General features: G+C 62.8%; 12 protein-coding genes. 6 read left to right on the top strand and 6 right to left on the bottom strand.

Annotated elements, in window-relative coordinates:
* Window positions 1-24: 24 nt before the first annotated feature.
* The 5 genes from C0Z16_RS10645 to C0Z16_RS10625 form a co-directional block, all read right to left on the bottom strand.
* Window positions 25-1,095 (bottom strand): homocysteine S-methyltransferase family protein, encoded by a 1,071-nt coding sequence (locus C0Z16_RS10645; protein WP_102632105.1) that lies wholly within the window; start codon window positions 1,093-1,095, stop codon window positions 25-27.
* A gap of 302 nt (window positions 1,096-1,397) precedes the next feature.
* The gene (locus C0Z16_RS10640) at window positions 1,398-1,655 is read right to left on the bottom strand and encodes a BTH_I0359 family protein (RefSeq protein WP_013337859.1); all 258 of its coding nucleotides are present in this window, start codon (window positions 1,653-1,655) and stop codon (window positions 1,398-1,400) included.
* Window positions 1,656-1,773: 118 nt separating this feature from the next.
* The gene (gene pcaD, locus C0Z16_RS10635) at window positions 1,774-2,562 is read right to left on the bottom strand and encodes a 3-oxoadipate enol-lactonase (protein ID WP_102632104.1); all 789 of its coding nucleotides are present in this window, start codon (window positions 2,560-2,562) and stop codon (window positions 1,774-1,776) included.
* 195 nt (window positions 2,563-2,757) lie between these two features.
* Complete coding sequence (locus C0Z16_RS10630; protein WP_102632103.1) at window positions 2,758-4,035, bottom strand: DUF3108 domain-containing protein; 1,278 nt, start codon at window positions 4,033-4,035, stop codon at window positions 2,758-2,760.
* A 58-nt stretch (window positions 4,036-4,093) separates the two neighbouring features.
* Entirely contained in the window at window positions 4,094-4,990 is an 897-nt protein-coding gene (locus C0Z16_RS10625) for an IclR family transcriptional regulator (protein ID WP_102632102.1), read from the bottom strand.
* Between the two features lie 195 nt (window positions 4,991-5,185).
* Here C0Z16_RS10625 and C0Z16_RS10620 point away from each other — a divergent pair, with 195 nt between their 5' ends.
* From C0Z16_RS10620 to rfaE2, 6 genes are all read left to right on the top strand, one after another.
* Window positions 5,186-6,169: a fumarylacetoacetate hydrolase family protein gene (locus C0Z16_RS10620; protein ID WP_102632101.1), complete on the top strand. Its 984-nt coding sequence runs from the start codon at window positions 5,186-5,188 to the stop codon at window positions 6,167-6,169.
* Window positions 6,170-6,410: 241 nt separating this feature from the next.
* Entirely contained in the window at window positions 6,411-7,562 is a 1,152-nt protein-coding gene (locus tag C0Z16_RS10615) for an ABC transporter substrate-binding protein (RefSeq protein WP_407070667.1), read from the top strand.
* Window positions 7,563-7,600: 38 nt separating this feature from the next.
* On the top strand, window positions 7,601-8,452 hold the full coding sequence (locus C0Z16_RS10610; RefSeq protein WP_102632294.1) for an enoyl-CoA hydratase/isomerase family protein: 852 nt from the start codon (window positions 7,601-7,603) through the stop codon (window positions 8,450-8,452).
* Between the two features lie 152 nt (window positions 8,453-8,604).
* Entirely contained in the window at window positions 8,605-9,447 is an 843-nt protein-coding gene (locus tag C0Z16_RS10605) for a PhaM family polyhydroxyalkanoate granule multifunctional regulatory protein (protein WP_102632100.1), read from the top strand.
* Between the two features lie 586 nt (window positions 9,448-10,033).
* Window positions 10,034-10,906, top strand: coding sequence for a ferritin family protein (locus C0Z16_RS10600; protein ID WP_102632099.1), 873 nt, complete (start codon window positions 10,034-10,036; stop codon window positions 10,904-10,906).
* Window positions 10,907-11,085: 179 nt separating this feature from the next.
* Entirely contained in the window at window positions 11,086-11,568 is a 483-nt protein-coding gene (rfaE2, locus tag C0Z16_RS10595) for a D-glycero-beta-D-manno-heptose 1-phosphate adenylyltransferase (protein ID WP_102632098.1), read from the top strand.
* A gap of 48 nt (window positions 11,569-11,616) precedes the next feature.
* On the opposite strand, the gene C0Z16_RS10590 is transcribed toward rfaE2, so the two are convergent.
* Window positions 11,617-11,856, bottom strand: a complete 240-nt coding sequence (locus C0Z16_RS10590) for a hypothetical protein (protein ID WP_102632293.1) — start codon at window positions 11,854-11,856, stop codon at window positions 11,617-11,619.
* Between the last annotated feature and the right edge of the window lie 43 nt (window positions 11,857-11,899).

Genomic DNA, 11,899 nt, shown 5'->3' with positions numbered 1-11,899 from the left:
GAAGTGCGTCTGCTTCGACGCCGTTTACGCGGCGTCGCGATATTGCGTCGGCCATTGGCGCGGCTTCACTTCGGCGAGCGCCTTGGCAATTGCCGCAATATGCTCCGGCGTCGTACCGCAGCAGCCGCCGGCAATATTCACCAGACCTGCCTGCGCAAATTCCTTGAGCAGTCCGGACGTATCGGCCGGTAATTCATCAAAACCCGTATCGCTCATCGGATTCGGCAAACCCGCGTTCGGGTAGCACGACACATAAGTGTCGCAGAGCTTCGCCAGTTCGGCGATGTACGGACGCATCAACGCCGCGCCCAACGCGCAGTTCAGACCGAACGTGAGCGGCTTGGCGTGACGCAGCGAGTTCCAGAATGCCTCGACGGTTTGCCCCGAGAGAATGCGCCCCGACGCATCCGTAACCGTGCCCGAGATCATGATCGGCAGACGCTCGCCGGTGTTTTCGAACAACTCGTCGAGCGCGAACAGCGCGGCCTTCGCATTGAGCGTATCGAAGATCGTTTCGACGAGGAACAGATCGGCGCCGCCGTCGAGCAACGCCTTCGCCTGCTCATAGTAAGCGGCACGCAGTTCGTCGAACGTGACGTTGCGCGCGCCGGGATCGTTCACGTCGGGCGAAATGCTCGCGGTCTTCGGCGTCGGTCCGATGGCGCCAGCGACGAAGCGCGGCTTGTCGGGCGTCGAATACTTGTCGCACGCGGCGCGCGCCAGTTTCGCCGACTCCAGATTCATCTCGACTGCAAGCGCTTCCATGCCGTAGTCCGCCTGCGCGACCGTAGTTGCGCCGAACGTATTCGTCTCGATGATGTCCGCGCCCGCCGCCAGATACTGCTCGTGAATTTCGCTGATGATCTGCGGCTGCGTGATGGACAACAGTTCGTTGTTGCCCTTGATGTCGCGCCCATAGTCCTTGAAGCGTTCGCCGCGATAGCCTGCCTCGTCGAGCTTGTAGCGCTGGATCATCGTGCCCATTGCGCCGTCCAGAATCAGGATGCGTGACTTGAGCAGTGTGGACAGCGCCGTGCCACGCGTGTAGGCGGGCTCGGGACGGACTGGCTTGGTGGTTTGAGCAGGCTGGTTCATGGCGGATGAGGGCTTGCGCCGGCTTTTGCAGGAAACCTGTCATTGTAGCCGCAGCCGGGCGACTTCGCCGGGCGCGGGCGGGGCGGAGGCAAGCGTGGCCCCGGCGGACGAAACAAGTGAACTCTGGATGCAGCACGCTGCAAAAGAAAACGGTCCAACAGGCCAAAGCCCGCCGGACCGCTTCTATCATTGCCGACCGTCTTATGAAAGCCGCCGGTAGGGCCGGACGGCGCGGTCGATATATGTCGCCAAAAACGCTGAAAAGATTCCAAACGCCAAAAACGTCGAGCGTGACCTTGTGCTCAGTGAAGAATTACCGGTTGATGCATCAAACTGTCGAATTGGCCGAGGAATTCGTCCACTTCATCCAGCGACGGCTCCTCTTCAATCAGCTTTTGCACGTTCTCACGAAAGCGCGCCGCCATTGCACCGTCGATGTAGATCTCGCGCTGCATGTTTTTGTCGACGATCTCATAGCCACCCGACTTCATGGCCAGCGGACCTTCCTGTGGCGGAAACTCGACGACACAATAGTTTGGGCTGTTGTAGATCATTTGCATGGCGACACTCCTTATTTCCGTTGGCTCCTGGCCGTTCCTGCGCCATACGTGGAGCTTGTGGTTTGGAATTCAAGGGGTGGGTCCGGATTGACGCTTGTAAAAGTTCCGAACCTACCGGTTAGACCGGCCTTTCAAGAAACGTTTCAAGCAGTGCGGCAAAACGTTGAGACTGTTCGACAGGCGCAAGATGCGCGGCGTCGAGCAATTCGAACTGAGCGCCCTCAATGGCATCTGCTATCGCCTGACTAGCAGCAGGCGGCGTGCCCGTGTCGTGGTGCCCGGCCACGACCAGGGTGGGGCAGCGAATGGTTCCCAGCTTACTGCGTACATCGAAATCGCGCAGCGCTTCGCACGCCATTGCGTAGCCTTCTGGCAACGTGCGGGTCAGCGCCTCGCGTATCGGCTCGACGGCTTCGGGATGCGCGGCCCGAAAAGTCTCCGTCAGCCAACGGTTCAGCGTGGCCGGCGCAAGCGCCTCCATGCCGTCCTTGCGCGCGCTGGCGGCCCGTTGATCCCATGTCGCGCGGGCCTCGGGCAGATTGGCGGCGGTGCTGTCGGCAATCGTCAGCGTGTCCACGCGCGAGAGGTGATCCAGCGCGAACTGCTGCGCGATCATGCCGCCCATCGACATGCCCACCAGATGCGTGCTCGGCGCGCCCAACGCGTCGAGCAGCGCGGCGAGGTCGCCCGCGAGATCGGCAACCGCAAACGGCTCATTCGATACCGCCGTCTCGCCGTGGCCGCGCACGTCGTAGCGCAGCACGGTGTAGTCGTCGCGGAAATAGCCGGCGAGCTGGTCCCAGATGGACAGATCGCCACCAAGCTGATGAATGAATGTCAGCCAAGGGCCGCCGCCTTCGTTGGCGAGCACATAGCGCGTCTCGATACCATTGATGTTCACTTGCATGCGGGCTCCTTCAAGGGAACGCAGTGGAAGAATTCGCCGGCGCTTATCGCTTGTACGCTGTGGCTCGCCGAACGGTTGCATCAGATGATGCTGAGTCAGCGTCGAGACGGAAGTTTCACGAGACGTGCGAGGCACTATTCGAGTGCAGAGCTTGCCTGTGGGACCATTGTGGCCCACTTGCGAGTCAGTTGTTGCTTACGGCTTGATGTTGCCGGAATTGTCGTCGAGCCCGGGCGAATCGACAGGCGAAGTTGGTGCAGGTCCGGGCACAACCGCCGGCGCACCAGAAGGCGAAGTATTTGCCGAAGTATCTGATGAAGCCGCGCCAGCGTCGTTATCCGCATTGAGCTTGCCGCGCCACACGAGTTCGAATTGTGTGCCGTTCGGCTCCGTCTGCACGAGTCGCGCGGGCAGCCAGCCGAGGGAGGGCGCAAGCCACACGTCGATGCGGCGTTGATCGCCGTCGCGACGAGGCAGGCGTTTGAAGTGACGCGTTTGCACGTAGCCTTGCGCCGTGCGGATGGTTTCGTCGCCGATCGTCTCGACTGGCCAGTTCTCGCCGCTGTCGCTATCCACCACGAAGAACTGCCGCGTGACGCCCGGTTTATACGCAGCCGGGTCCCCGCGCACGAGGCTCGCGAGTTGCATCACCATGCTGAAACGGTCCTGCGCGCCCTCGGGCAGTGGCAGCGTGGTCGGTGTGCGCGTGAAGGCGATCTTCTTGTCGGTGCGATTGAAGATGGAAACGTCTTCCGCGCGATGGCCGCGCTTTTCGATGTATTGCTCCGGCGCGAGGCCGAATGCATCGATACGGCCATGGCTCGAATAGACGAATGTGCCCACGAAAGGCAATGGCACCGAAACCACCATTTCGTAGTTCTGCGCGCTGCTCATCCAGTGGATCGTGCCGGGCTGATTGCGCACGCCGTTGTAGAACGTGTCGTACTGAAGATCGCCGGATGGCGGGACCGAAAACTTCGCGCCGGGCGACGCCTGCTGGGCGCTCGCGGTTGCGGTTGCGTTTATGTTCGCAGATGCGCTGGCAGCCGAGCCCACCGAGCCCGTCGAGCCCACCGATTCCGCGCTGGCTGCGGCGGGCGCGCTCGCAGCGGCGTCCGATGCGGCGTTTGCCGGTTGCGCGGTGGGTTTTTCGGCCGGTTGCAGCGCGGTCAGCACATGTTCGCGCGGCTTGCTGGCGGCGGGCTTGCGTTTCTGTTCCTGCGCGGGCGAGGCGGAGGCCGCCGCCGGATTGCGCTCGACACGTTCCGGCTTTAATAGCGCCACCTGCACGGGCACGTGATCGTCATTCGGAGGATTCAGCGTGGCGCGGTTGCGCTCGACCCACTGCGCGGCGATCCAGTGAAGAATGCCCACGACGACCAACACGACGATCCATCGCCACGTACGCCAACGGGCGCGCGGCGCGCCGGGCGGCGGGAGATCGGAATGGCGTGCGGCGGAAGGTAAGGCCATCGGCGAATGAGGGCGGCAGTTCGAAGTTGATGTAGGCGGCGCGTTGGCGCCTGGGCCTTTAACGGGGCGTCGGACTATATCCGAGTTCATACGACAGCTTTTGCGCGCATTCACGCAGCGCTGTATCGATCTCGCCGCCCCAGCGAATGTCGAATGCGCCTTCGTGACCGAGCGCGACGAGGCCGAGCGAGAGCTCGCCGGTCGAGTCGAACACCGGCATGGAGAACGCGTGAATGGTCGGCAGCAACATGCCTTCCACGCGCGCCGCTTCGCGCTCGCGCACTTCCGCCAACGCCCGTTCGACCTCTTCCCGCGTGCGCGGCACGCCGATATGCGATGAGCGGCGCGTGTCGGCCAGTTCGGCCAGTTCGCGCTCGAGCATCGCCGCGGTCTTGCCCGCAGGCAGATACGCAGCAAACAGCAAGCCGGTAGCGGAACTGAGAAGCGGCATGACATCGCCGAGTTTCAGGGACGCCTTGGCCGGGTGACTGGACTCCATCCAGTGAACCATGGTCGGCCCCTGATTGCCCCACACTGCAATGCCGACCGTAAGGTCGAGACGGTCGCGCAATTCGGCGAGCGCAATACGCGCGAGCTTCACCCCGTCGACGCGTGCAAGCCGCGCGAGTCCCAGTTGCAACGCGAAGCCGCCCAGTTCGTAGCGCCCCGACAGAGGGTCTTGCGCCACGACACCGAGGCGCAGAAAGCTCACCAGATAGCGGTGCGCTTTCGCCGGACTCATACCGGCGCGTTGCGCGAGATCGCGCAGCATCATCGCGCGCGGCTCGTGCGTCAGGACGTCGAGCAATCTGAAGCCGACCTCGATCGACTGAATACCCGAGCGCAATTTTTCCTCGCCGGCTTCGGCGGTTTCGTCGTCGATTTCAGACGCGCCGAGTGCTTCGGCGGACTCGGCGTCGTTGGTGATGACGCCTGAGCGGGCAGTGTGCGGCATGAGCAAGGCGCGCGTAGCGCATTCAAAGACAATGTAGGAAGAACCGGCGGCAGAGCTTACAAAGAGGCTCACAGCAGCCCGCAGCGGCTCGCAGTACCCCCGCAGCGACGCGTGCGGCAAGCTAAGCTTGGGCCGCGCCGATTCACCATCGTAGAATAGATTCCCTCTATCGTCACTAACACGGTTCATTCCTCCATGAAACTTGCCACGCTGAAGGACGGCACGCGCGACGGCCAATTGATCGTCGTGTCCCGCGACCTGCATACCGCGGCCGTTGCCGACGCGATCGCGCCCACGTTGCAGCGCGTGCTCGACGACTGGACGTTCTACGCACCGCAACTGCACGATCTGTACGACGCGCTCAATCAGGGCCGCGCGCGCAACACATTTTCGTTCGACGCCAAGGACTGCATGGCGCCGCTGCCGCGCGCGTTTCAATGGGCCGACGGGTCGTCATATGTGAATCACGTCGAACTCGTGCGGCGCGCGCGCGGCGCGGAAATGCCGCCCGAATTCTGGACCGATCCGCTGATGTACCAGGGCGGCAGCGACGACTTCATCGGCCCGAAAGACGATGTCATTTGCGCGTCGGAAGCGTTCGGCATCGACTTCGAGGCGGAAGTGGCCGTGATCACCACCGACGTGCCGATGGGCGCCACGCCCGAACAGGCGCTCAGAAGCGTGCGTCTGATCACGCTCATCAACGACGTCTCGCTGCGCAATCTGATTCCCGCCGAACTTGCGAAGGGCTTCGGCTTCTTCCAGAGCAAGCCGGCCACGTCGTTTGCGCCCGTCGCCGTGACGCCTGACGAACTCGGCGAGCAGTGGCGCGAAGGCCGCGTGCACCGGCCGATGATCGTCCATTGGAACGGCAAGAAGGTCGGTCAGCCAGACGCTGGCACCGACATGGTGTTTCACTTTGGCCAACTAATCGCGCACGCCGCGAAAACGCGCAACTTGCGTGCGGGCGCGATTGTCGGATCGGGCACCGTGTCGAACAAGGACGCTAAGCGCGGCTATTGCTGTATCGCCGAGAAGCGCTGCCTCGAGACCATCGAGCATGGCGCGCCGCAGACGGAGTTCATGAAGTACGGCGACACGGTGAAGATCGAAATGTTCGATGAAGCGGGCAAGTCGATTTTCGGTTCCATCGAACAGGGCATTGCACCGCTGGATTGACGCGATTGTCTTGCACGGTCCGAAAGGGTTTCGCCCGATGCCGCTGTTGCCGCGCGCCGCTACACTGACTGGCGCGGCGGCATCGGCGGTACATCAGAATGAAAAACTCGTGCGAGGAGACACCATGCGACGTGAATCGTTTGGAGCGGGAATGGCAAGCGCTGTTTGCGTGCGGAACGGGGATGCGGGCATGTGGCGTGAGCGGTTAGAGCTGATAACCCCGCTTGAGAAGTTCAAGCGTATGGCGCGTCGTCCCGCCCTTGTATGCGCGACGCTTGCATGCCTGTCGCCCGCCATCGCATTGGCTCAGGTAAGGATTGGCCTCGTGCTGTCACTGACCGGGCCGGCTGCGTCGCTCGGCATTCCCGCACGCGACACGGCCACGTTGCTGCCGAAACAGATCGGCGGCCAGAGCGTCGAATACATCGTGCTCGACGATGCGTCCGACACCACGCAAGCCGTGCAGGACACCAAGAAGCTGATCTCCGAAAATCACGTCGACGCGATCATCGGTTCGTCGATCACGCCGAATTCCCTTGCGATGATCGACGTGGTCGCCGATGGAACAACGCCGATGATCTCGCTGGCGTCGTCGGCGAAAATCATCGAGCCCGTGGATGCTAAACGTCATTGGGTATTCAAGACTCCGCAAACGGACGCGATGATGGCCTCGGCGATTGCCGAGCACGCGAGCACGCGCGGCGTGAAGACCGTCGCGTTTATCGGCCAGGCCGATGCGCTCGGCGAGACCTTTTACGCCGAAGTCGCGAAGTTCGCGCAACTGCATCACATGCAGATGGTGGCCAGCGAGCGCTTCAATCGCACTGATCCGAGCGTGACTGGCCAGGTGCTGAAGATCCTCGCGACGCATCCCGATGCGGTGGTGGTCGGCGCGGCCGGCACGCCCGCCGCACTATCGCCGAAGACACTCAGGGAACGCGGCTACAAAGGGCTGATCTATCATAATCACGGCGTGGGCAATAACGACTTTCTGCGTGTGTGCGGCGCCGATTGCACTGGCACGTTCCTGCCCGCGAGCCCGGTGCTGGTCGCGGCGCAATTGCCCGCCGACCATCCGGCGAAGCGCCTCGCGCTCGATTACATCGCGCGCTTTGAAGCGCTGCGCGGACCGGGCAGTGTGTCCGCATTCGGCTCGTACACGTGGGACGCGGGCATGCTGCTCAACCATGCCGTGCCGGTTGCGTTGAAAGCGGCCGCGCCGGGCACGCCGGAATTTCGCCGCGCGTTGCGCGATGCGCTGGAAGCCACCCGTGGTCTCGCCGATACGAATGGCGTCGTCAACATGAGCGCAACCGACCACCTCGGGCTCGATCAACGGGCGCGCGTGATGGTCGAAATAAAAAACGGGAAATGGGTTTATCAGCCGCGTTGAACGACGCGCGGATTTACGGACACACCGGATCGCTCACCATGCCTCAGCAACCCCACAGTAACGACGCGTTTTACGCGCATTATCAGTCGCTTCAGTTGCATCGCCGTCCGCACGGCGTGCTCGAAGTGGTGATGAGCGGCGAAGGCGCGAACAAAAGCGGGCTCGCCACCGCAAACGCGCGTATGCACTATGAGCTCGCGGAAATCTGGCGCGATATCGACCGCGATCCGGATACGCGCGTCGCCATCATTCGCGGCGAGGGCAAGGGCTTTTCGGCGGGCGGCGATCTGCAACTGGTCGAGGACATGGCAACGGATTTCGAGGTGCGCGCGCGCGTGTGGCGCGAGGCGCGCGACCTCGTCTACAACGTGATCAATTGCAGCAAGCCGATCGTCTCGGCGATGCATGGTCCCGCGGTCGGCGCGGGTCTCGTCGCGGGGTTGCTCGCCGATATCTCTATTGCGGCGAAGACGGCGCGCATCATCGACGGTCATACGCGGCTCGGCGTGGCCGCCGGCGACCATGCGGCGATCGTCTGGCCGCTGCTGTGCGGGATGGCAAAAGCCAAGTATTACCTGATGCTGTGCGAGCCGGTGAGCGGCGCGGAGGCGGAGCGCATCGGCCTCGTGTCGCTTGCCGTCGACGAAAACGATCTGCTGCCCAAAGCAGTCGAAGTCGCGCAGAAGCTCGCCAATGGCTCGCAAACGGCGATCCGTTGGACCAAGTACGCGTTGAACAACTGGCTGCGCTCGGCGGGGCCCGCATTCGATACATCGCTTGCGCTCGAGTTCATGGGCTTCGCCGGGCCGGACGTGCGCGAAGGCGTGAACTCGCTGCGCGAGCGGCGCGCGCCGGACTTCGGCGGCGCCGACCCGTGGCGCGCACGATAACGATGCGGCGCGATGCAATTCGATGCAGCGCGCGGTGCGCGTTCCCGGCGTATCGCGCGGTATGATCGAATTCAGACGCGCGCAAAGCGCTGTTCCTGGCGCGCGCTTTCTTTTGCGCTTTTTCTTTCGTTCAATGCAGCGAGGCGACAAGCATGACCGACACACCTGGCTCAACGCCGCCGTTTCCCGGCTTTCCTGGTTTTCCGCCTGCTGAAATGCTCGACCGCATGTGGGGCATGATGCGGCTCTCGCCGTTCGGCTCCGCGTTTTCCGGCGCTCAGCCGGGCGCGGGCATCGGACCGTCGCTCTCGATGATGTCCGACATGATGGCGCCGCTTACCAACGTCGAAGAACTCGACAAGCGGATCACCGACATGCGCGCGGTCGAGCAATGGCTCAAGCTGAATCTGAGCATGCTGCAGTCCGCGATTCAGGCACTGGAGGTACAGCGCGCGACGCTTGCGACGCTGCGCGCGTTCGGCGCATTCGCGCAACAGTCGATGGCACAGCCGGCTGCGGAGTCGCCCGCGCCCGCGCCGAGTCCGTCGCCGCCAAGCGGCTGGCCGCATCGGGAGCCGGCGGCTTCGGCTGAGAGTTCGACTAGCGCCGAACCTGCGAGCGACGAGGAAGCCGCGTCGGCCACGCCGCCGTTCGATGCATCGGCCTGGTGGAATCTGTTGCAATCGCAATTCAACCAGATCGCGCAATTTGCAATGACGCAGCCGACGGCCGGCCCAACTGATGCATCCGCGACTGGCGGCGCGCAGCCGGATGCTGCGAGAGGCGCAGCGGAAGAGGCGGATGGGGCGGACGACGCAGTCGAGGCGGCGGGCGGGGCGACAGATGTGCCGCGAGCATCCCCTGCAGACGTTGCAGCCGCTGCGTTCACCACGAGGCGCCCAGCGGCGAAGCGGGCGCCTGCCTCGACGAAGCGCGCAGCCACGGGCGCACGCACGGCACCCGCCGGCTCGAAGCCCCCGAAAAAATCGCTGTGACGGCGCGCGGGAAGCGGCGGTGCGATTCGACTGTCGGCGGCAAACAACAAACACGAAATCGCCGACTGTCACCGTTTTGACCTCGATCGCCCGCCACACTCCGCGGATCGTGCAATTCGTTGAGACAGGTCAACCAGGCACCCGAATTGCGTCCGTCGCTGCGCGGGTTTAGAGAAGTCAGCGTGCTATCATTGGAAGGTCTTTGTTTGGCTTTTGGGCGTGCGCTGAAAACAACCAATCCAGCCGCCCTGGCTCCATTCATCGCCGGCACGATCGGCGCAGGGCTGGACGGTGCGGTTTTCATCGCAAACTGGCTCGACCTCAGGCATAGGGTATCCCTCACCCACGGTTGGCCGCGCAGGGCGTAACTTCGAGCGTGTAACCTCAGGTTAGTCGCGTCTGCGCAAGCGCCCGGACTTCTACGCCGCCGGTGCATCCAGGCGGCCGGTTACCGCGTAAAATTGACGGCTTGGCCAGCGAACGGCGGACACTCGGGCAGACCCGGTGCGCTTCGTTCGCGGTCGGCAAAAGTGCTACACGTAGTAGTGACAGACACACACAGTATGTGCAGAACAGGGGCGGGACTATGAACACCATGCTTTATCCGGAACTTTATAAATCGCTCGAATCCGTTCGATGGGACATGGAGAAAGACATTCCCTGGGACAAGTTCGATGCATCGCTATTGACCGACGAGCAGGCCGCGACGATCAAGATGAACGCGATCACCGAATGGTCCGCGTTGCCCGCCACGGAAATGTTTCTGCGTGACAACCATCACGACAGCGATTTCTCCGCGTTCATGAGCGTGTGGTTCTTCGAGGAGCAGAAGCATTCGCTGGTGCTGATGGAATACCTGCGCCGCTTCAAACCCGAAATGTGCCCCACCGAAGAAGAGCTGCACGCCGTGCGCTTCGAATTCGATCCGGCGCCGCCGCTTGAAACGCTGATGCTGCACTTCTGCGGCGAAATTCGCCTGAATCACTGGTATCGTCGCGCTGCCGAATGGCACACCGAGCCGGTCATCAAGCACATCTACGAAACCATTTCGCGCGACGAAGCGCGGCATGGCGGCGCGTATCTGCGCTACATGAAGAAAGCCATGTCGCAAACCGGCGACATCGCACGGGCCGCTTTTGCAAAGATCGGCGTGCTGATGGCGTCGGCGCGCCGCACCGAAAAGCCGCTGCATCCCACCAATCTGCACGTGAATCAGGCGCTGTTCCCGCGCGACACCATCCAGTCGCGTCTGCCGGACCCGGAATGGCTCGAACGCTGGCTCGACGAGCAGATCCGTTTCGACGACGGTTGGGAAAAGAAGGTGGTCGAGCGCATTCTGCACAACCTGTCGCTGCTATTCGAGCGCACGTTCAATACGGCGCAGGAACTGAACCGCTATCGCAAGGAAGTGGTCGCGCGTCTGCAGGCCGATCAGAAGTCGGCCGAACAGCCTGCTTGATGATTTCAGTTTTGTGAATGCAGATTCGCGGCTCTGAGCATGCATGATGCGATGCTGGCGCCGCGAACCGGTTCTACGCTTAAGAACGGTCCGGCAGGCGAAAGCTTGTCGGGCCGTTTCGCTTGATGCCGTTCACGCGGTATCGTGACGGCATTTCTCCTGTTTCTTCCACGTCCCTCATGGCTGCTATTTTCGAACGCAAGATTTTCACGCGCGACGCACTCGCGGCGCTGCGCCCTTCGCTGGAGGCACCGGTCGTGTTCACCAACGGTGTCTTCGACATCCTGCATCGCGGGCATGTGACCTATCTCGCCGATGCAAAAGCGCTGGGCGCTTGCCTGATTGTCGGCGTGAATAGCGACGCGTCGGTTCGCATGCTGGGCAAGGGCGACGATCGGCCGATCAACAACGAAGCTGACCGGATGGCTTTGCTCGCGGCGCTGGAAAGCGTCGACTACGTGGTTTGCTTTGGCGAGAAAACGCCGGTCGAACTGATTTCGGCGCTGCGCCCCGACGTACTCGTCAAGGGTGGCGACTACGACATGGATGCGCTGCCGGAGTCGGCCGTCGTGCGAAGCTGGGGCGGCAAGGCGTTGGCGATTCCGTTCGAGCATGATCGCTCCACCACGGCGCTGCTGAAAAAGGTTCGCACGCACGGCTAAGCGTAGGCGGGCGCGTGTGGCGTATAGCGCCGCCAGACGTTGGCTGCTTTACTGCGGTAACGCAGACGCCGCGATCGGCGTGGCTGGTGCGGGCGCGCCCACGACCGCCTGATCGGCGGCTTCGGCGGCATTGACCGGGCGCACTTTCAGCGCGTCAGGATGGACTTCCCCGCCCAGGTGATTCGGTTCGCGTCCGCTCGCGGTGGGCGTCGGGCCGAACGCGCCGCGCACTGCGACGAATGCCAGCAGGTTGGCAAAAAACAGTATGGCGATCAGCCAGCGCAGCATCGTTTTATTTTCCCATCCAGAAGTTGAGTAGCCGATATCGTTC

It is taken from the genome of Paraburkholderia rhynchosiae, from assembly GCF_002879865.1.
GTDB lineage: Bacteria > Pseudomonadota > Gammaproteobacteria > Burkholderiales > Burkholderiaceae > Paraburkholderia > Paraburkholderia rhynchosiae.
This window is presented reverse-complemented; position numbering and strand designations above follow the sequence as displayed.

Bases quoted from the DNA above. Each gene is read 5' to 3' on its own strand.
- C0Z16_RS10645 (WP_102632105.1), bottom strand. From the start codon at position 1,095: ATGAACCAGCCTGCTCAAACCACCAAGCCAGTCCGTCCCGAGCCCGCC.
- C0Z16_RS10640 (WP_013337859.1), bottom strand. From the start codon at position 1,655: ATGCAAATGATCTACAACAGCCCAAACTATTGTGTCGTCGAGTTTCCG.
- pcaD (WP_102632104.1), bottom strand. From the start codon at position 2,562: ATGCAAGTGAACATCAATGGTATCGAGACGCGCTATGTGCTCGCCAAC.
- C0Z16_RS10630 (WP_102632103.1), bottom strand. From the start codon at position 4,035: ATGGCCTTACCTTCCGCCGCACGCCATTCCGATCTCCCGCCGCCCGGC.
- C0Z16_RS10625 (WP_102632102.1), bottom strand. From the start codon at position 4,990: ATGCCGCACACTGCCCGCTCAGGCGTCATCACCAACGACGCCGAGTCC.
- C0Z16_RS10620 (WP_102632101.1), top strand. From the start codon at position 5,186: ATGAAACTTGCCACGCTGAAGGACGGCACGCGCGACGGCCAATTGATC.
- C0Z16_RS10615 (WP_407070667.1), top strand. From the start codon at position 6,411: ATGGCGCGTCGTCCCGCCCTTGTATGCGCGACGCTTGCATGCCTGTCG.
- C0Z16_RS10610 (WP_102632294.1), top strand. From the start codon at position 7,601: ATGCCTCAGCAACCCCACAGTAACGACGCGTTTTACGCGCATTATCAG.
- C0Z16_RS10605 (WP_102632100.1), top strand. From the start codon at position 8,605: ATGACCGACACACCTGGCTCAACGCCGCCGTTTCCCGGCTTTCCTGGT.
- C0Z16_RS10600 (WP_102632099.1), top strand. From the start codon at position 10,034: ATGAACACCATGCTTTATCCGGAACTTTATAAATCGCTCGAATCCGTT.
- rfaE2 (WP_102632098.1), top strand. From the start codon at position 11,086: ATGGCTGCTATTTTCGAACGCAAGATTTTCACGCGCGACGCACTCGCG.
- C0Z16_RS10590 (WP_102632293.1), bottom strand. From the start codon at position 11,856: ATGCTGCGCTGGCTGATCGCCATACTGTTTTTTGCCAACCTGCTGGCA.